Annotated in this window: 18 protein-coding genes; 16 read left to right on the top strand and 2 right to left on the bottom strand. The window is 60.0% G+C overall.

All coding sequences use genetic code 11. The features are described 5' to 3' along the window. Window positions 1-415: 415 nt before the first annotated feature. From AC1DLV_RS21585 to AC1DLV_RS21545, 9 genes are all read left to right on the top strand, one after another. The gene (locus tag AC1DLV_RS21585; RefSeq protein ID WP_476801878.1) at window positions 416-1525 is read left to right on the top strand and encodes a M20 family metallopeptidase; all 1110 of its coding nucleotides are present in this window, start codon (window positions 416-418) and stop codon (window positions 1523-1525) included. 100 nt (window positions 1526-1625) lie between these two features. Beyond that, window positions 1626-3197, top strand: a complete 1572-nt coding sequence (locus AC1DLV_RS21580) for an ABC transporter substrate-binding protein (RefSeq protein ID WP_476801879.1) — start codon at window positions 1626-1628, stop codon at window positions 3195-3197. 72 nt (window positions 3198-3269) lie between these two features. Then, window positions 3270-4241, top strand: coding sequence for an ABC transporter permease (locus AC1DLV_RS21575; protein WP_476801880.1), 972 nt, complete (start codon window positions 3270-3272; stop codon window positions 4239-4241). A 23-nt stretch (window positions 4242-4264) separates the two neighbouring features. Beyond that, window positions 4265-5077, top strand: a complete 813-nt coding sequence (locus tag AC1DLV_RS21570; RefSeq protein ID WP_476801997.1) for an ABC transporter permease — start codon at window positions 4265-4267, stop codon at window positions 5075-5077. 5 nt (window positions 5078-5082) lie between these two features. Then, window positions 5083-6711 carry a dipeptide ABC transporter ATP-binding protein gene (locus AC1DLV_RS21565; protein WP_476801881.1) on the top strand — a complete coding sequence of 543 codons (1629 nt, stop codon included), beginning with the start codon at window positions 5083-5085 and terminating at the stop codon, window positions 6709-6711. A 1-nt stretch (window position 6712) separates the two neighbouring features. Then, window positions 6713-7000, top strand: a complete 288-nt coding sequence (locus tag AC1DLV_RS21560; RefSeq protein WP_476801882.1) for a UxaA family hydrolase — start codon at window positions 6713-6715, stop codon at window positions 6998-7000. Window positions 7001-7018: 18 nt separating this feature from the next. After that, window positions 7019-8227, top strand: coding sequence for a UxaA family hydrolase (locus AC1DLV_RS21555; protein WP_476801883.1), 1209 nt, complete (start codon window positions 7019-7021; stop codon window positions 8225-8227). Beyond that, window positions 8224-9036, top strand: a complete 813-nt coding sequence (locus tag AC1DLV_RS21550; protein WP_476801884.1) for a sugar phosphate isomerase/epimerase family protein — start codon at window positions 8224-8226, stop codon at window positions 9034-9036. Before AC1DLV_RS21555 ends, AC1DLV_RS21550 begins: the two co-directional genes overlap by 4 nt. 18 nt (window positions 9037-9054) lie before the next feature. Beyond that, entirely contained in the window at window positions 9055-9807 is a 753-nt protein-coding gene (locus tag AC1DLV_RS21545) for a fumarylacetoacetate hydrolase family protein (RefSeq protein ID WP_476801885.1), read from the top strand. A 35-nt stretch (window positions 9808-9842) separates the two neighbouring features. On the opposite strand, the gene AC1DLV_RS21540 is transcribed toward AC1DLV_RS21545, so the two are convergent. Continuing rightward, window positions 9843-11441 carry a PucR family transcriptional regulator gene (locus tag AC1DLV_RS21540; RefSeq protein WP_476801886.1) on the bottom strand — a complete coding sequence of 533 codons (1599 nt, stop codon included), beginning with the start codon at window positions 11439-11441 and terminating at the stop codon, window positions 9843-9845. Between the two features lie 104 nt (window positions 11442-11545). Here AC1DLV_RS21540 and uxuA point away from each other — a divergent pair, with 104 nt between their 5' ends. The 5 genes from uxuA (at window position 11546) to arsH (ending at window position 15840) form a co-directional block, all read left to right on the top strand. Beyond that, window positions 11546-12748 (top strand): mannonate dehydratase, encoded by a 1203-nt coding sequence (gene uxuA, locus AC1DLV_RS21535; protein WP_476801887.1) that lies wholly within the window; start codon window positions 11546-11548, stop codon window positions 12746-12748. A 471-nt stretch (window positions 12749-13219) separates the two neighbouring features. Continuing rightward, window positions 13220-13567, top strand: coding sequence for an ArsR/SmtB family transcription factor (locus AC1DLV_RS21530; protein WP_476801888.1), 348 nt, complete (start codon window positions 13220-13222; stop codon window positions 13565-13567). A gap of 89 nt (window positions 13568-13656) precedes the next feature. Further along, on the top strand, window positions 13657-14718 hold the full coding sequence (gene arsB, locus AC1DLV_RS21525; protein WP_476801889.1) for an ACR3 family arsenite efflux transporter: 1062 nt from the start codon (window positions 13657-13659) through the stop codon (window positions 14716-14718). Beyond that, the gene (gene arsC, locus AC1DLV_RS21520) at window positions 14718-15140 is read left to right on the top strand and encodes an arsenate reductase (glutaredoxin) (protein WP_476801890.1); all 423 of its coding nucleotides are present in this window, start codon (window positions 14718-14720) and stop codon (window positions 15138-15140) included. The genes arsB and arsC overlap by 1 nt, the downstream gene beginning before the upstream one ends. Further along, on the top strand, window positions 15115-15840 hold the full coding sequence (gene arsH / locus AC1DLV_RS21515) for an arsenical resistance protein ArsH (RefSeq protein WP_476801891.1): 726 nt from the start codon (window positions 15115-15117) through the stop codon (window positions 15838-15840). Before arsC ends, arsH begins: the two co-directional genes overlap by 26 nt. A 23-nt stretch (window positions 15841-15863) precedes the next feature. Here arsH and AC1DLV_RS21510 read toward each other — a convergent pair whose 3' ends face one another. Then, entirely contained in the window at window positions 15864-16682 is an 819-nt protein-coding gene (locus tag AC1DLV_RS21510) for a sulfite exporter TauE/SafE family protein (RefSeq protein ID WP_476801892.1), read from the bottom strand. Window positions 16683-16830: 148 nt separating this feature from the next. On the opposite strand from AC1DLV_RS21510, the gene AC1DLV_RS21505 reads away from it, so the two are divergent. Beyond that, window positions 16831-17145: an ArsR/SmtB family transcription factor gene (locus AC1DLV_RS21505; RefSeq protein ID WP_476801893.1), complete on the top strand. Its 315-nt coding sequence runs from the start codon at window positions 16831-16833 to the stop codon at window positions 17143-17145. A 39-nt stretch (window positions 17146-17184) separates the two neighbouring features. Further along, on the top strand, window positions 17185-18414 hold the full coding sequence (gene arsK / locus AC1DLV_RS21500; RefSeq protein ID WP_476801894.1) for an arsenite efflux MFS transporter ArsK: 1230 nt from the start codon (window positions 17185-17187) through the stop codon (window positions 18412-18414). The last annotated feature ends 32 nt before the right edge of the window (window positions 18415-18446 follow it).

Raw genomic sequence — 18446 nt, 5'->3', positions numbered from 1 at the left:
GGCCAAAGCGAATTGACCTATCGAAACGACATCGTGGTTCGCCTGTCTGGCAGGGCGCTTTGCCAGCTTGGCCATAGCAGCGCCCGGATTCTGGAAGGCGCGCAACGGTCGGCCGTCAAGGAAGGCGTTCGGGCGTGATTGCAGCGATCGCTGGTAATTTCAGGTATTGACCCAAGCGTGAAGGCAGAGCTGGCCCACCAAGAACATATGTAATTTTTTACATTCCTGAATATATTGAATGTATAAAAGCACAATGGACAGGAAATGACGAGAGTGACTACGCTGTTTGTTATCCAGCGAGGTGACGATCGTGCTTCAATCCCATCCAAAATCTGCCAGCCAAGACAGTTCGCTTTCGACTATCCAGTCGGGCATCCTGTCGGATGACGATTGCATATCTCTCCTGCAGTGGATGTTGCGGCACGACACGACGGCATTGCAGGGCCGTGAACAAGGCTTTGTGGCCGAGCTAGTCAACTATCTGGCCGAGCGTGGCGTCGCGTCGACAACGATCCAGGGGGATGACGGACGGGCCAATCTGATCGCGAGCCTCGACAACGGCCGTGCGGGCCCGCATCTGGTCTTTTGCGGGCATTGCGACACCGTACCCCTCGGGGACCGCGAATGGAAAAAATCGCCATTCGGAGGGACGGTCGAGGGTGGGCGCATCTATGGGCGTGGCAGTTCGGACATGAAAGGCGGCCTTGCCGCCCTCATCGCCAGCTTCCTCGACATGTACGTCCGTGATGACTGGTCGGGCCGGCTTTCGCTGGCCGTGACCTATGGCGAGGAAACTGGCTCCGAGGGCGCGAGCCTGATGGCCGGCGACGGTAGCCTCGCCCCGTTCGACGCCATGATCATTGCCGAACCGACCTCCAACCGGGCGGTGCGCTGCCACAAGGGAGTGCTGTGGCTGGGCTTCACGGCAACCGGACGCACGAGCCACGGGTCAATGCCGCAGATGGGTCTCAATGCGTTGGACATGCTGGTCCAGTTCCGGCAAAGGCTGATCGATCTCGACGCCCTCGCCGCGTCCGACCCGCTTCTGGGCCGGCCGACCATCTGCCTCACCCGCTTGCAAGGCGGCACGCAGGTCAACGTCATTCCCGACCGCGCTATCGCCGAATTCGACATGCGCACGCTGCCCGGGCAGAGCCACGACGACATCCTCGCGGCGATACAAACGATCGCGCGTGAAATTGAAGCCGAATATGAGGGCGGCAAGATCGTCGTCGAGCCAATCATTTCTCTGCCCGCGCTCGACACCCCAGCCGACAGCTCGATCGTTCGCGCGGCTCTGGACATCAGGCACGAACTGGGCGCGCCTGCCGGCGAAGCCGGTGGCGCCAGCTACTTCACCGACGGTTCGGTTCTGCAGTCTGTCGGCACCGACATCCTAATACTAGGCCCCGGCGACCCCGGCGAGGCGCACCAGACGGATGAGAGCCTCGACCTTTCGGACTTTCTGACCTCCCGTCGTATCTACACGGAAATGGCCCGCCGCTTTCTGCACTCTCCCGAATAACGAGAGAGACGTCACACGCCGATCCTGAGCGTCAGGGCCGGCGCCCAACATCCAAGTTCCCACCAAGAGGAACCAACGATTTTTTCCAGGAGGAGTTTCAATGTCACTCGATCGTCGTCAATTCCTGCAGATTTCCGCTGCCACCGTCAGCGCCGGGGTACTCAGCGGCGTTCCCCTCATGGCCCAGGCACAGGCCAAGGGTGGCGTTCTGAATGTGGTAGTCCAGCCGGAGCCGCCCGGCATCATGATCGGCATCTATCAGAACGTGCCCTCTCAGATGGTCGGAGGCAACATCTTCGAAGGTCTGCTGCGTTTCGACGCCGACCTGAAACCGCACCCGCTGCTGGCCACAAGCTGGGAGGAAGCAGCCGATGGCATGTTTTATTCCTTCAAGCTGAAGGAAAATGTGCTGTGGCACGACGGTAAGCCCTTCACCTCGGAAGACGTGGTCTTCAGCGTCGACAAGATGCTGCGCGAGACCCATCCGCGCGTCCGTAATTTCCTCAAGGCGGTGGAGAGTATCACCGCAGACGGGCCCTACAAGGTGGACTTCAAGATGAAGACCCCTTTCGCGCCCTTCATCCAGTCCTTCGAGGTCGGCTCGATGCCGATGCTTCCGAAGCATCTCTACGAAGGCACGGACTACAACACCAATCCAATCAACAATGCTCCCATCGGAACCGGTCCGCTCAAGTTCGGTGAATGGCAGAGGGGCTCGTACCTCAAGCTGGTCGCCAACGAGACCTATCACGAGGAAGGCGTGCCGACGATCGACGCGGTCTATTTCCACGTCATCCCCGATGGCGCCAGTCGCGCGACCGCCTATGAAACCGGCAAGGTGGACGTGCTGCCGGGCGGCGCTGTCGAATATTTCGACGTGCAGCGCCTCGCCGAACTGCCGAACTCGGAACTGACGACCAAGGGCTGGGAATTCCAGGGATCGCAGTGCTTCCTGTGGCTCAACAACGGGTCGAAGTGGATCCAGGACAAGCGCATCCGTCAGGCGATCATGTATGCGCTCGACCGCGAGAACATGCGCGACATCGCCTTCTTCGGCTATGCCAAAGTCGCGCCGAGCCCGTGGAACAGCTCGACCAGGTTCTATTCTGAAAACATCAAGCAGTACCCGCGCGATGTTGAAAAGGCCAAGGCACTGCTCGCCGAAGCCGGATATGACGGCAGCCCGATCCGCCTGCTGCCCCTGCCCTATGGCGAAACCTGGCAGCGGCTCGCGGAAATTGCACGTGAGAACCTCATCGAGGCCGGCATCCAAGTGGAACTCACCGCCACCGACGTCGCCGGCTGGAACCAGCGCCTGGGCGAGAAGGACTACGACATCGCCTTCTCGTACATGTCGCAGTATGGCGACCCGGCGCTGGGTGTCGCACGTCTCTACACCACGTCCAACATCATCGAGGGTTCGCCTTGGAATAACGTTTCGGCCTTCTCCAACCCAGAGCTCGACAAGCTGTTCGATGCGGGTGCGGTTGAGATCGATCCGGAAAAGCGTGCAAAAATCTATCAGGACGCCCAGGCGCTTATCGCCGAGGAAGTTCCGCTCGCTTGGCTATTCGAGATGATTTGGCCGACGATCCACCGCTCGAACATCAAGAACCTGATCTCGTCGGCGGTCGGCCTCAACGACAGCCTTGGGCGCGCCCGGGTCGAATAGGACGCGCAAACAGCGTCAACTGGCAGCCCGGATGCCCGGGCTGCCATGAGGTTTTGTTCAGGGGCGAAGAGTGTGAACCGTCTGAGATTTCTGCTGGGGCGCATCGTGCAGGGCGTGGTTGCGCTCTTTGTCATAGCCACCCTGAATTTCCTGTTGATCCGCGCCGCACCGGGCGACCCCGTCGCCGTGATGGCGGGCGAAGCAGGCGCGGTCGACAAGCGGTTCCTGGACGCATTGCGGATCCAGTACGGGCTGGATCAACCACTTCTCGTGCAGTGGTGGACCTACATCTCGCGCATTGCCACGCTCGACCTCGGCTTTTCCTACCGCCAGCAGGAAACGGTTGCGCAACTGATTGCTGACCGATTGCCCGCAACTCTGTTGCTGACTGTCTGCGCCTTCGTGTTTTCGCTGGTTGTCGGGGTGGGGTTGGGCGTGCTCGCCAGCCGCCGACCCGGCGGCTTGGTGGACCGGGCGATCGGCTTCGCCGCGCTGATCTTCTACGCCGCGCCCATGTACTGGCTGGCATTGATGGCGGTTTTGGTCTTTTCGATTCAGCTCGGCTGGCTGCCGGCATTCGGCTACAGCTCCGTCGGCGCCAACCTTACCGGCATGGCCGCCGCACTGGATGTCGCCAAGCATCTCATCTTGCCGACGCTTGCACTCTCCTTCTTCTACATCGCGGTCTACACTCGCATGACCCGCGCCAACATGATGGCGATGGCGCAGATGGCTTTCGTCAAGACCGCACGCGCAAAAGGTGTCGGCGAAACGCGGATCCAGTTCCGCCACGTCTTGCGCAACGCGCTTTTGCCGGTGGTGACGCTTGCTGGGCTGCAGGCCGGCAACATGGTCGGTGGCGCGATCATGACCGAAACCGTCTTCGCCTGGCCCGGCATCGGCAGGCTGATGTTCGATGCGCTGCTGCAACGCGACTACAACCTGCTGCTTGGCGCTTTCCTGGTCGCAGCGGCGCTGGCCATCGTCTTCAACATCATCACGGACCTCATCTACACCGTGATCGATCCGAGGATTGCACTGTGATCGCGAACTCCGTTCTCCGCCGCATGTTCACCCGCACGGAAGTGTGGGTCGGCCTGATTATCATCTTCGTCATCGTTGCCATATCGTTGCTTGCGCCCCTGCTTTTCCCGCGCGGGCCATGGGCAATGGGCGGCCGGCCCTTCCTTCCCCCAATGTCGGAAATGCGTTTTCCGCTGGGAACCGACACCACCGGCCGCGACATTCTCGCGGGCCTGGTGTGGGGCGGCCGGGTCTCGCTCCTGATCGGGCTGGTCTCGACGGTTGTTTCGGTCTTCATTGGTGTCGTCATAGGCGCAATCGCCGGCTATGGCGGCGGCCACGTCGACAGCGCGCTGATGCGCTTCACCGAGATATTCCAGGTGGTGCCAAGCTTCGCGCTGGCGCTAGTTCTTGTCGCCGTCCTGCAACCTTCCGTGGGCTCTATCGTCATGGCGATCGGTATCGTCTCCTGGCCGCCAGTAGCGCGCCTCGTGCGTGCGGAATTCCTGTCACTACGCAGCCGGGATTTCGTGCTGGCGGCCAAGCTTCAGGGCCAAAGCGCGCTCGCCATCATGTTCCGGCAGATTCTGCCCAACGTGGCGTCTCCCATCATCGTCATGGGCTCTCTGATGGTGGCGACCGCCATCCTGCTGGAGTCGAGCCTCAGCTTCCTCGGCCTTGGTGATCCCAACCAGATGAGCTGGGGCTTCATGATCGGCGCTTCGCGTACGGTTCTGCGCCAGGCATGGTGGATGGCAACCTTCCCGGGGCTTGCCATCGCCATAACCGTCCTAGTCCTGAACGTATTGGGCGAAGCGCTCAATGACGCTCTCAATATCCATTCGCGCAACAGGTGAAGGCCATGTCGACCGACGCCACTCCATTGCTCAGAGTCCAGGGACTCGACATCTCGCTGCCCAAGGGCTCGGACCGAGAACTCGCAGTCTCAGGGGCATCCTTCAACCTCATGCCGGGCCGCACCGTCTGCATTGTGGGCGAGTCCGGCTCCGGCAAATCCACCATTGCCGATGCCATCATGGGTCTGCTGCCACGTCCGCACCTGGAGGCGAAAGCCGGATCGATCCATTTCGGCGACCTCGATCTTCTCAAACTCGACGAGGCGGGCATGCGCGCCTTGCGCGGACGCGAGATCGGCATGGTCTTCCAGGAGCCGATGGCCGCCTTGAACCCGCTGATGAAGATTGGGGCACAGCTGGAAGAGGTGCTGGAAGTCCACTTATCCCTGTCCGCTGCCGAACGTCGCCGCCGTGCCCTTGTCGCCTTGAGTGACGTTGGGCTGCCAAGGGTGCAAGAGCTCTATGAGAGCTACCCTTTCCGTCTCTCGGGCGGGCAGCGTCAGCGCGTGGTGATTGCCTGCGCGATGATGCTGGAACCGCGCCTGCTGATCTGCGACGAGCCGACCACCGCGCTGGATGTCACAACCCAGGCGCAGATCCTCAAGCTGATCGCTTCGTTGCGCGAGCGGCGCGGAACGGGCGTGCTCTTCATCACCCATGATTTCGGCGTGGTCTCCGAGATCGCCGACGATGTGATCGTCATGCGCAATGGCCGCATCGAGGAACAGGGTCCGGCGCGCGAGGTGTTGAGCAACCCCGCCTCCGGCTACACCCGCCAGCTCATCGGGGCCATTCCCACCGGAACGGCCGCGCCTCGCGCTGAGAATTCGGCCAGGCCACTTCTTGAAGTCAAAGACCTCGAGCGAACCTACTTCCTGACGTCTGGGCTGTTCAAGGCGCCACGCAAGTTGGAAGCCCTGAAGGGTGTCAGCTTCACGCTCGAGCGGGGCTCGACACTCGGGATCGTCGGCGAATCCGGCTCCGGCAAATCCACACTGGGACGCTGCGTGGTCGGGCTGGAAGCACCTGACGAAGGCAGCCTCGTCTTTGCCGACGAGGAGCTGAACCGTCACCGCGCGGTCAAGGGCCATCGTGGTGGACGTGTGCAGATGATCTTCCAGGACCCCTTCTCGTCGCTCAATCCGAAGATGAGCATCGGGCAGTCCATCGCCATCGGTCCCATGACGCAGGGCGTTCCACGCGATGCAGCCTGGCGCCGTGCCCGCGAACTGCTTGAACTTGTCAGCATCAAGCCAGATGCAGCCAACCGCTATCCGCATGAGTTTTCCGGCGGACAACGCCAACGCGTCGGCATCGCCAGAGCGCTGGCGATGGACCCAGTGCTCATCGTCGCGGATGAACCCGTGTCGGCGCTCGATGTTTCGGTTCAGGCGCAGGTGCTCGACCTGTTCGAGGAACTTCAAAAGAAACTCGATTTCGCCATGCTCTTCATCACCCACGACCTCAGGGTCGCAGCGCGAATGTGTGATCGCATCGCGGTGATGCAGCACGGCAAGATCGTCGAGACCGGAACAGGATCGCAGGTACTGTCCTCCCCGCGTCACGACTACACCAAGCAGCTTCTGGCTGCGATTCCGACCCTTTTCAACGAAGCTTCAATGGAGATGTCCTGAGATGCCCGTAACGGCAATTCTTATCCGCGCGCAGGATCATGTCGCGACGCTGACCGGAGCGGTTGCGGCCGGCGATGCCGTCTTGATCACCGGACAGGGGAAAACCCGCGAGATCATCGCACGCAACGACATGCCGGCGGGCCACAAGCTGGCAATCCGGCCGATTCAGGAACACGAGCAAATCCTGAAATACGGCGAGGTCATCGGCGAAGCGACAACGGACATAGCCGAGGGTGGTCATGTTCACACGCACAACTGCTGGGGCGTGAAGGCCCGGCGCCATTCATAGGCTGAGAGGAGCACTGTTATGAAGTTCCAAGGCTATCGACGGCCAGACGGCCGCATCGGCATCCGAAACCATGTGCTGGTCATTCCTACAGTGGCCTGCGTCAACCGTGTCGCGATGGACATTTCCAACCGCACCGGCGCCGCGACATTCATGCATCCCTATGGCTGTACCTTTGATGCGGAGGAGAACCGGACCACAGAAGAGGCCTTTATCGGCCACGGCCTGCACCCGAATGTCGGTGCGGTGCTGGTGGTAAGCCTCGGCTGCGAAACGGCATCCGGTTCGAAAGTGTTCGACGCCATCAACGCATCGGGGCGACCGGTCGAGCGCCTGGTCGTTCAGAAAGCCGGCGGTTCGCGCACGACCTCCGACGCCGGTGTAACGATCGTGGAACACATGAAGGCCGAATTGGCGGCGCAGCCGACGGACGAAGGCGATCTTTCTGAACTCATCATTGCACTCGAATGTGGCTCTTCAGATGCCTTCTCTGGGCTCACGGCCAACCCCGCCGTGGGCGAGGCCGCCGACATCATCGTCGACGCAGGTGGCACGGTCATCCTCTCGGAGCTCACCGAAATGGTCGGCGCCGAAAGCGTCCTTTATCGCCGCTGCAAGACGCCCGAGGTGCGCGACGAACTCATGCGCCGCATCAAGGCCTACGAGATCGAGCTGTCGATGACCACCGAGGACGACAGCGGCGTGTTCATCTCGCCCGGAAACATAGAGGGTGGGCTGACGACGATCGAGGAGAAATCACTCGGCTGCATTTACAAGGCCGGCACCCGCCCGATCACAGAGGTGGTCGACTACGGCCAGCAACCTCATGAGAAGGGTGTCATCATCATGGATACGCCCGGCTACGACATTTCGTCAGTGACCGGCAAGATCATCGGTGGCGCCCACATGGTGCTCTTCACCACCGGAAAGGGCACGCCTTCGGGTTCGGCCATTGCCCCCGTTCTGAAGGTAAGCTCCAACAACCGCGTCTTCCGCGAGATGCCCGACGACATCGACATCAGCGCAGGCGACATCCTGGAAGGCACGAAATCGCTGCGCCAGGTCGGGGAGGAACTGGTCGATCTAGTGATGCGCATCGCGCGCGGCGAACAAGGCAAGGCCGAGTATTTCCAGATACAGGAGTTCGCCATTCCCAATGTCAGCGTGCTGCGTAAGGAAGTGATTCATGCGGAGATGGTCAAGCGCAACGACTTGAGTTTCATGCAATGAAGCTCGCCTACATGTACGCCACTCCGGAGGTGACGCCGGCACAGGTCACCGCAATACAGGGCGACGCTTCGGCCTGTTTCGCCCGAATCCGCGAACTGGGTTATGACGGTGTCGAACTCCTCGTGCGCGATCCGCGCGCCCTCGATCATGGCTTGATCGAGCGTCAGCTTGCAGATGCGGGCCTCGCCATGCCGGCCATCTGCACTGGTGAGGTCTACGGTGAGGACAAGCTCTCCCTTGCCGATCCCGATCCGGCACGCCGGGCCGAGACGCTGGAACGAATGATCGCCGCCATGGACTTGGCGGCACGCTTCGGTGCCATGGTCAATGTCGGGCGCATGCGCGGTCGCTATCTCGACGGGATCGCGCGCGGCCAGACCGAAGCGTGGGTCGTCGAGGGGATGCAGGCGGCCGCGGACGCGCGCCCCGATACCCGCATCGTTCTGGAGCCCGTCAACCATCAATATGCAAACTTCCTGATGGGTACGGCCGAAGCCGTGCGTTTTGTGCGCGACCTTGAGCGGGCGAACATCGGCCTGATGCTCGATCTGGCCCACATCACCATCGAAGGGGAAGTGCACCGCGACAGCCTCCGGGAGGCTGGCGACCTGCTCTGGCACTACCATGTCTGCGACAGCGACCGCCGGGCCGTTGGCCATGGCGGCTGGGATATCGCCGCCGCCCTGAACGATCTCGACGCGATCGGCTACGACGGCTGGACCACCGCTGAGCATTTCCAGGTTCCCGACGCCGAAGCGGCAATGGCGCAGTCCATCCGCTGGCTGAATGGACACTACGACAAGCACTGACCCACACAGGACATAGTCATGAAGATCGTACGCTTTGCCCAAAACAACGCCGAGCATTGGGGCCTGCTCGACAACGAAGGGGTGCGCACCCTGCCCGACGGTCCCTTCGGCGAGATTGTGCCGTCGGCGGATGTCCTACCGCTTGCTGGGGTCAAGCTTCTTGCTCCGGTGAAGCCTGGTAAACTAGTCTGCGTCGGGCTCAACTATGTCCTGCACGCACGTGAATCCGGTCTGCCGCTCCCCGACGAACCACTGCTGTTCATGTGCTCGCCGCAGGCGATCATCGGCCCCGGCGAGGCAATCGTTCTGGACAACCACGAGCAGCGCGTCGAGTTCGAGGCCGAGCTTGCGATTGTTATCAAGAAACGTGCCCGCAACGTTCCGGCAGCCGAGGCGGCATCGGTCGTTTTGGGGTACACCTGCGCCAACGACGTTTCGAACCGTAACCTCCAGCTCAAGGACAAGCAGTTCACGCGGGCCAAGTCGTTTGATACCTACAAGCCCATGGGACCATGGATCGAAACGGATCTGAACCCTGATGACCAGAGCATCCGTCTCCTCCAGAACGGGGTAGTCAGGCAGGACTCGACCACGGCTGACATGATTTTCTCGACGTCCTTCATCATCGAGTTCGTCAGCTCGATCATGACGCTGGAGCCGGGCGACGTCATCATCACCGGAACCCCTTCGGGCGTGAGCCCAATGCAGTCTGGCGACCGGATCGAGGTCGAGATCTCGGGCATCGGAATGCTGAAAAACATCGTCCAATGAACACAGCGCGGAGGGCTAGCAGAAAGGCTTCTGCTTCAGCCCTCTGCGTTCGTCAGCATAGGAAGAAGCTGCAGTGCCACGTAAAGGCGAAGCCGCGTATCGGTCCTGAAATCGGTCAGCCCGAGCGCCGAACGACATCGCTCCAGCCTCTGGCGAACCGTGTTGACATGCAGGCCCAGAAGCTCCGCGGTGCGAGGCATGCTTTCATCTTCCCGCAGCCATACCTTCAGCGTCTCCATGAGCGTCGCCCCCTGCTCGCCCATGGCCAGCAGCGGATCGAGCAGTCGCAGGAAGCCAGGGCGGCTTTCCTCGATGACAGAGGGATGGGCGAGCAGCCGCAGCAGCAACATGTCCTCATGCCGGCTGATGCGATTGAAGCCGTTCAGCCTGATGCCGAAAGTCATTGCTTGCTTGGCCTCACGCCGCAGGACAGCCACCTCGGACAGGTCCGCCGGTCCCGACTGACCAAGACCATAGCGAAGGCCACGAGCGTGTTCGAGTTGCCGCTCGAAAACCTGATGCAGTTCTCGCAGCACAGCCTCGTAGGAACGGGGATCGGCTCCTGGAACCGGCACGGCAATAACGTACTCGCTGCCATCTTCTTCCTCGAGCAACAATGCCTTGTGGCGCCGCGAAAACTGGCGCAGGCGCAGCCTGAACAGTGCGGCATCGAGCGTATCGGCATCAAAAATGCGGGCAACCACCGCATGCCATCCATTTGCCGGCGGCAGGGCCTTGGCAATGAGCACATTCCTGGCTTCGCGCGAAAGCATCGGATCAAGCAGATCGCTGAGCAGTTTCGCGTTGCTCGCAAGATTGGCGCGCGTGCCGGCGTTTGCGTCTACCAGCGTCTGCAGCAGATGTACGGAGAGGCGCAAGCACTCGAGATCGGGCTCGGAAGCGCTCTGGTCGCGCTCGACGACAGCTACCATGCCGCCGCCGTCCGCCCCCATTCCCGAACGCGCCACCGCGACCTTTGTGCCAGCGACCGTCATGCGCAGAGGTATGTCGTCCGGCTGGGCACCAGTCACCGCCCCCTCGATGAGGGCTTCCGCCAGCATTTCGGCCTCTGCAGCCGCGACCCCCCGACTTTCGAGCTGCAAACCCGCTTCATTTTCAAAGGCAAGGACCAGCGGCAGCTTGATAAAGCCAGCCACCAGTTCGAACAGCTCGCGCAGCGAGCCAATGCCCGACTGATGCTGCGAAAATGCGCGGTAGATGGCGCTGAGGTAAGCCGCTTCCTTGCCCTGTTGCTGACCGCCATGGGAAAATACCCTTCCGATGAGATCGCTCCACGCCAGCGGCCCGGGCAGGGAAATGATAGGAAATCCAAGCTCCTCGGCACGGCGGTACGCGTTGTCGGGAAATTCGCGCAGGTACCTCGTCAGCTTGACGCCAAGACCTGCGGCATTGCGCGCTGCAAGCTGTTCGATCAAGACAACGAGCGCATCCGGGCTTTGCTGGACCGGGTAGGTGCTGGTCACGACGAATTCGTGCGGCTTTACCCAGTTCACCGCATCAGGAGCGTCGATAACGGTAACCGACCGTACATCGACGGCCAAAGAGCCTGTGCCGGCTATGACCGTGTGGCCGGAGAGGATTTCCCAATCCAGTATTTCGCGCAGGCTCAGCATGGAGCCTCGGGAGGAATTACTTCGGGCGTACGCGCCATGGTGAAATTTTTTCTTTCAGTGGTCCAAAAATTCATTTCAGTATCAGTAAAGAAGGAAACAACTCAATGCGCGCAACATGGCGGTGGTTCGGTCCACAAGATCCGATGACGATCGACTGGATACGCCAGTCGGGTGCGACCAGCATCGAAGCCAGCCTGTCCCAACTGCCCCCTGGATGCCTGTGGGAGGCAGATGCTATCGACGAGTTGAAGAAACTTGTCCAGACGGCTCCCGCAGGGCACACACCGCTCGAATGGGATACGCTCGGCGGCATCGCCATTCACGACGACATCAAGTTGGGCCGCCAGGGTACTGCGAGGCTGACCGCCAATTTTCAGGAGACAGTACGGCGGTTGGCGCAAGCGGGCGTACGCCGTATCAACTTCACCGTGATGCCACTGCTCGATTGGGTTCGGACCGGGCTGGACACAAGCCTTGAAAGCGGAGCCGAGGCGTTGGGCTTCGATGCGGTCGATTTTGCGGTTTTCGACATCCATCTGCTTAAGCGGCCCGGCGCTGAGGAGGAGATCGTTCCGGAAATCGCCGCGGCGGCCCGCCGGCGCCATCTCGAAACACCAGCGCAGCGGTGGCAGAAATTGTTGTCCATGCTTACGCGCGGCCTGCCAGGCGGCCCCGGACAGTATCGCAGCGGCGAATTCCATTCATTGCTCGGTGCCTATCAGAAAATGGGAACGGAAGCCTATCGGCAAAACCTGATCGATTTTCTCGGTGAAGTGGCGCGCACCTGCGAGGCGGAGGGAGCGGTGTTCGCTATCCATCCCGACGATCCTCCGATCCCATTGTGCGGACTGCCACGCATCGCAAGCACCCTGGAGGATTTCAGGAAAATCTTTGAAGGCGTATCATCTCCGCGCGCAGGCATGATATTCTGCTCAGGATCGCTCGCCAGCAGGCGCGACAATGCGCTGACGGATTTCATCGACAGGTTCGGTCCGCGCATCTTTTATGCCCATCCCCGGCGCATACGCTTCCGAGACGAATTCGGAAGCTTCACCGAGGCTGAGCATCTGGGCGGCTTAGGAGCATTCGACCTCCACGATGTTCTCGCGCTTCTGATGGCGGAGGAGGCACGCAGGCGCAGGCAGGGCATTGCCGACTGGGAGATCCCCTACCGCGCAGACCACGCCTGTCGAATCCTCTACGATCAGGAAAGAGCGGATTTCGTACCGGGATACACGCCTATCGGACTTGTCAAGGCAATGGCAGAATTGCGAGGGATGATCCACTCGATCGAAAAGAGCCAATGAATAACCTCGCCAGCTCTCTGGAACGTGGAAGCCGGTCAAATCGATGGCGATCGGCTTCTATTGGCTCATTCGATTGAGGCACCACGTCTGAGATGAACTCGGGCGCGTCGCCAACGATCTATGCCCTGTAGCGACGAAGCTCCAAATGGCCGCTCGCCTGTCACGGTCGCTGCCGTGCTGGTTCTCTCGGACCAACCTTGAAAATTAGGAGGCCGATCTAGCAAAGATCCAGAGGGTGAAGGCCAGCGGAGAAGCGCGATGGTGGTGCGGGACCCAAATTAGGCTTGGCCGTTGGGGCTCAGCTGCGAACCGACGCCAAAGCCGCTTCTCCTGATGCTCTGCAAGGAAGCCGAGCAGCCCGCCAATCGCGATCCCATCAAAAGCCGTCTCAATGACCCGTTCAAATTCGCGGTTGTCAGGCGCGAGCATCTGCGTTATCAGTAATTTTGACACTTTTAGGATTGTTGAAATATGGATGAACGTCAAGCGCTGATTGCGTTTGGGGCAATGTCCCAGGAAACGCGGCTCAAGATTGTAAGGCTGCTGGTAAGAGCGGGGCCGCAAGGCATGCCCGCAGGTAACATTGCAGAAGCCGCTGGGGTGTCGGCCTCAAACGTTTCATTCCATCTGAAGGAACTTGAACGTGGCGGTCTGGTTGCTGCCCGTAGGGATGCACGGTCGATCGTCTATTCAGCTGAATTCCAGGCGTTGAGCGGCCTGATCCGCTTCCTGATGGAGGATTGCTGCGCGGGCAACCCCGCCATTTGCGCACCTGCCCTCACCCCCTCATTCTGTGAACCAACGGATACTGTCCAATGACCGCAAGGAAGGTGCAGGTCCACCACCACCTCCAAGTGATTGGCCGCTTGGAACGGTCTACTTCAAAGAGCACGGACGCAGCCTGAGCCATGTCGACATTTGAACGCTACCTGACCCTCTGGGTTGCGCTTTGCATTGTCGCGGGTATCGCCTTGGGCCATCTGATGCCGGGCCTGTTCCAGGCCATCGGAGGTGCAGAAATTGCCAAGGTCAACGTCCCCGTCGCCGTTCTGATCTGGCTGATGATCATCCCAATGCTCCTGAAGATCGACTTCGCTGCCATGGGCGAGGTCGGGCGGCACTGGCGCGGTATCGGCGTGACCCTCTTCATCAATTGGGCTGTGAAACCGTTCTCCATGGCCCTGCTGGGGTGGCTTTTCATTGGCTGGCTGTTTCGGCCCTATCTGCCCGTTGACCAGATCGATTCCTACATTGCAGGCTTGATCATCCTGGCCGCGGCCCCCTGCACTGCCATGGTTTTCGTATGGTCGAACCTGACCAAGGGTGAACCTCATTTCACGCTGTCACAAGTGGCGCTCAATGATGCCATCATGGTTGTGGCCTTTGCCCCAATCGTCGGACTGCTCCTCGGCCTTTCCGCGATCACCGTTCCGTGGGGCACGCTCGTCCTGTCAGTGGTGCTCTACATCGTTATTCCCGTGATCATCGCGCAGGTGGTACGACGCCGGCTACTTGCTTCTGGAGGACAAAAGGCGCTCGACCGCATTCTCCACAAGCTCCAGCCGCTGTCCCTTGTGGCATTGCTTGCGACGTTGGTGCTGCTGTTTGGCTTTCAGGGCGAACAGATCATCGCCCAGCCCACGATCATCGCGCTGCTGGCCGTTCCGATCCTGATCCAGGTCTATTTCACTTCCGGGCTGGCCTACCTGCTCAACCGCATTTCTGGTGAACAGCATTGCGTCGCGGGTCCCTCCGCATTGATTGGGGCATCCAACTTCTTCGAGCTGGCCGTAGCCGCGGCGATCAGCCTGTTTGGCTTCAGCTCAGGAGCAGCACTGGCGACCGTCGTCGGCGTCTTGGTCGAAGTCCCCGTGATGCTGTCCGTCGTCTGGATCGTGAACCGCAGCAAGGGCTGGTACGAGCGCGGCTCGGCGGTCACTGCAACAAAAGAAACTGAAAGGACTGCATGATGGACGTCACCATCTATCACAACCCCGCTTGCGGCACGTCGCGCAATACGTTGGCATTGATACGCAATGCTGGCATCGAGCCAACATTGATCGAGTACCTGAAATCGCCGCCGACGCGTACCGTCCTCCAGGATCTAATTGCCAAGGCAGGCCTGACGGTACGCGAAGCCATCAGGCAGAAGGGAACGCCGTTTGCGGATTTGGGCCTGGATGATCCGGCACTGACCGACGACCAGCTGCTGGATGCCATGCTGGAGAGCCCGATCCTGATCAATCGCCCATTCGTTGTGACCCCCTGGGGCGTACGCCTCAGCCGCCCGTCCGAGGTCGTTCTTGAAATCCTGCCGCTTCCTCAAAAGGGACCTTTCTACAAGGAAGACGGTGAAGTGCTGATCGATGCCGAAGGAAACCGAGTTGCGTGACGTGCCAAACATCATAGGGGAAGCGCTCCAGCTTCCCGACCCTGCCCGCCTGTCCGCCCCCTCCTCCACTCACAGGCCACGCATTCTGCTACTGTATGGCTCACTGCGAGACCGTTCCTACAGCCGTTTTCTCACACAGGAAGCGGCTCGTCTGCTCGAACACTTCGGAGCAGAAACGCGTATCTTCGACCCGACGGGCCTTCCCTTGCCCGACGGCGCACCTACGGATCATCCGAAGGTCAAAGAGCTTCGTGACCTATCACTTTGGTCGGAAGGCCAAGTCTGGACTAGCCCGGAACGACACGGCGCAATGAGTGGTGTCATGAAGTCCCAGATTGACTGGATCCCGCTCGCTGTTGGGTCGATCAGGCCGACGCAGGGGCGTACGCTTGCGGTCATGCAAGTGTCTGGAGGATCGCAGTCTTTCAACGCGGTCAGCCAGATGCGGATCCTCGGCCGTTGGATGCGCATGATCACCATCCCCAACCAGTCCTCTGTGGCCAAGGCCTATCAGGAATTCGATGAGGCTGGCCGCATGAAGCCATCGTCCTATTACGATCGCGTGGTGGACGTCATGGAAGAATTGGTAAAATTCACGCTGCTCACCCGGGATGTCTCCGGCTACCTGACCAGTCGCTACAGTGAGCGAAAAGAGGACGCCGAGAAACTCGAGGCACGGGTCAGGCTGAAGGCCATCTGAGCCCCCGAGATTGATGATGGAGGTCAGCGATGTTGCCAAACCTTCACCGCAGAAATGACCAGGATCAGCGAAAGCATCGGCAAAAGCAGGGCGCTGGGGACAATGCCAAGCAACCTCCCACCGATGAAGCTGCCAACGATTGAACCCACGGCCATAATCACCAGAAACGCCTGGTTGCGTTTAAGGACCGAAAAACTCTGATCCCTGCTGTAGCGGGCAAATCCGGCAGTCATGGTCGGAAGGCTGACTGCCAGCGACAGACTTCCAGCCAATTTAATGTCGGCACCAAAAAGCAAGATCAGCGTTGGTATCAGCAATTCGCCGCCCGCTACGCCAAGGAGCGAGGCGACGACGCCAATCAGGAAACCTGCGAATACGCCTGCGACCACCAGATAACCGTCTGAAAGAGCAGGCGCGCCGTGGCCTTGGCCGTGGCCGATCAGGAGGACTCCAGCAATCAGAACAAGAAGAACGGCGATAATCCTGAAAAGCGTTTCTGAGCTCAGCCTTTCTGAGCTCAGCCTTGTCGCCCATCCGGCTCCGAACCACGCGCCCACAATGCTCCCGGCCAACAGATTGGCGATTACTCCCCAATGTTGAAGAATGTCCGCGGCAGGTACGGCCTGCATACGGAACGGCAAGGCTGAAGCGACGACCACAAGGCTCATTGCTTTGTTCAGGATGATCGCCTCGAGAGGAGCGAAGCGAAACAGACCTATGAGAAGAGGCAGTCTGAATTCAGCACCTCCCAATCCAATCAACCCGCCCAGAGTGCCGATAATGGCTCCGCCCCCAAACGCGGCCACCCCAGAACGAGCCTTCGCCCCCTGCTTATTGCCCATTCCTTCTCCACCTCCGCTCAACCATCTGTCATTGCAGCATTTGCGGCATGACTTTCAATAAGGTTGGACGCATTCATGAACCTGTCATATTTCGATAACTATCGAAGTATGAATTGACGGGGTGAACTGCTGCGCCTAGCCTACTTCCATGAACATCGAAACAGCAGCCAATCAGCTTGAGGCGCTCGGCAATCAGACTCGCTTGCGGGTGTACCGGGCGCTCGTCCGTGCCGGCGAAGAAGGTCTTGCCGTTGGACATCTGCAAGACAGGATCGGCATCGCCGCATCGACGCTTTCCCATCATTTACATCGACTGATCGCCACTGGACTGGTCACGCAGGAACGGCAGGCGACGACGCTGATCTGCAGGGCCAACTACGCTGCCATGAACGGATTGCTTGGGTTCCTGGTCGACGAATGCTGCGCTGATGCGGCCACCCAAAAACGGGACGACGCAGCTTAATTTTTACCTGAAACTTCGATAATGCCAGAAAGACGAAATATGTCATCGGCTGTTTCAATTGAACATCGTCGCAGCATGGTCATCTGGGGCCTGGGCCTAACCCAGATTATTGGATACGGCACCCTCTATTACAGCTTCAGCATCCTTGCTCCTGGAATGGCCAAGGACTTCGACTGGCCGCAGGAATGGGTGTTCGGCATCTTTTCAGCCTCGCTGCTTGTTGGCGGTTTAGCGGCTCCGTCGATTGGTCGTCGGATCGATCAACATGGCGCAGGCCCCATGATGGCCCTTGGATCCCTTGTAGCCGCATGCGCTCTGATTTTGTGTGCGTGGGCTCCAGGGCGCATTCCCTTCATTGCGGGAATGGTCGTCATGGAGATCGCGTCCGCATTTGTCCTCTACAACGCCGCCTTCGCGGCACTGGTGCAGATCACCCCCCAGACAGCGCAGAGGAGCATCACCCATCTGACCCTGATCGCCGGGTTCGCATCCACCTTGTTCTGGCCGATTACCTCCGAGCTTCACAAACATCTGACGTGGCGTGAGGTGTATCTGGCGTTTGCCGCGCTAAACTTGGTTGTCTGCCTGCCTGTTCATTTTTGGCTGGCGAGAGCCATGAAGGCGGACAGATCGAGGCAAGGGCTGGCGAAATCAGAAAGCGCGGCGGCAATCGAGGGGAGCATCAGCGCACCAGATCGGCGGAGAACTTTCACACTGATGGGGCTTGGTTTCGCTCTCGAAGGCTTTGTCCTCTCCGCCTTGCTCGTACACATGGTTCCGCTACTCACTGCAGTCGGGCTCGGAGCAAGTGCAGTTCTGGTGGGGACGCTGTTTGGGCCATCCCAGGTTTTCAGCCGCTTCGTTAACATGCTTGTCGGACGCGGGCTTTCGCCACTGATACTGGCAGTCGTCTCAGCGATGTTTTTGGTCACAGGACTGATGGTGCTGCTAACCACTGCCCCTTGGTTTGCCGGCGGTGTCGCCTTTGCCATCCTCTTCGGACTGGGGTCAGGATTGACCAGCATCGTCCAGGGTTCCCTTCCCCTGGCCCTGTTTGGCTCTGAAGGCTACGGAGCACTGCTTGGCCGCATCTCCGCCATCAGGTTGATCGTCTCCGCACTCGCGCCGTTCATTTTCTCCATCCTCATGGCACGTGTTGGGACCTGGTCCGCTCTTTCCGTTGCCATCGTGCTTGGCATCGGGGGTGCAATCGCCTTCGCGAGCATTGGATGGACTCGCCGTTCTCCGGAACTCGTGCCAGAGACGTGAGCATTGACCAATCCCATGAGAGGTTGGCCCAA

The organism is Aminobacter sp. 01T433, assembly GCF_056398585.1.
The sequence above is the reverse complement of the archived record's forward strand: the minus strand, read 5'-3'. Positions and strand labels throughout refer to the sequence as shown.

Coding starts and splice junctions, on each gene's coding strand:
- AC1DLV_RS21580 (WP_476801879.1), top strand. CDS start 1,626: ATGTCACTCGATCGTCGTCAATTCCTGCAGATTTCCGCTGCCACCGTC.
- AC1DLV_RS21570 (WP_476801997.1), top strand. CDS start 4,265: ATGTTCACCCGCACGGAAGTGTGGGTCGGCCTGATTATCATCTTCGTC.
- AC1DLV_RS21565 (WP_476801881.1), top strand. CDS start 5,083: ATGTCGACCGACGCCACTCCATTGCTCAGAGTCCAGGGACTCGACATC.
- AC1DLV_RS21560 (WP_476801882.1), top strand. CDS start 6,713: ATGCCCGTAACGGCAATTCTTATCCGCGCGCAGGATCATGTCGCGACG.
- AC1DLV_RS21555 (WP_476801883.1), top strand. CDS start 7,019: ATGAAGTTCCAAGGCTATCGACGGCCAGACGGCCGCATCGGCATCCGA.
- AC1DLV_RS21550 (WP_476801884.1), top strand. CDS start 8,224: ATGAAGCTCGCCTACATGTACGCCACTCCGGAGGTGACGCCGGCACAG.
- AC1DLV_RS21545 (WP_476801885.1), top strand. CDS start 9,055: ATGAAGATCGTACGCTTTGCCCAAAACAACGCCGAGCATTGGGGCCTG.
- AC1DLV_RS21540 (WP_476801886.1), bottom strand. CDS start 11,441: ATGCTGAGCCTGCGCGAAATACTGGATTGGGAAATCCTCTCCGGCCAC.
- uxuA (WP_476801887.1), top strand. CDS start 11,546: ATGCGCGCAACATGGCGGTGGTTCGGTCCACAAGATCCGATGACGATC.
- AC1DLV_RS21530 (WP_476801888.1), top strand. CDS start 13,220: ATGGATGAACGTCAAGCGCTGATTGCGTTTGGGGCAATGTCCCAGGAA.
- arsB (WP_476801889.1), top strand. CDS start 13,657: ATGTCGACATTTGAACGCTACCTGACCCTCTGGGTTGCGCTTTGCATT.
- arsC (WP_476801890.1), top strand. CDS start 14,718: ATGGACGTCACCATCTATCACAACCCCGCTTGCGGCACGTCGCGCAAT.
- arsH (WP_476801891.1), top strand. CDS start 15,115: ATGCCGAAGGAAACCGAGTTGCGTGACGTGCCAAACATCATAGGGGAA.
- AC1DLV_RS21510 (WP_476801892.1), bottom strand. CDS start 16,682: ATGGGCAATAAGCAGGGGGCGAAGGCTCGTTCTGGGGTGGCCGCGTTT.
- AC1DLV_RS21505 (WP_476801893.1), top strand. CDS start 16,831: ATGAACATCGAAACAGCAGCCAATCAGCTTGAGGCGCTCGGCAATCAG.
- arsK (WP_476801894.1), top strand. CDS start 17,185: ATGTCATCGGCTGTTTCAATTGAACATCGTCGCAGCATGGTCATCTGG.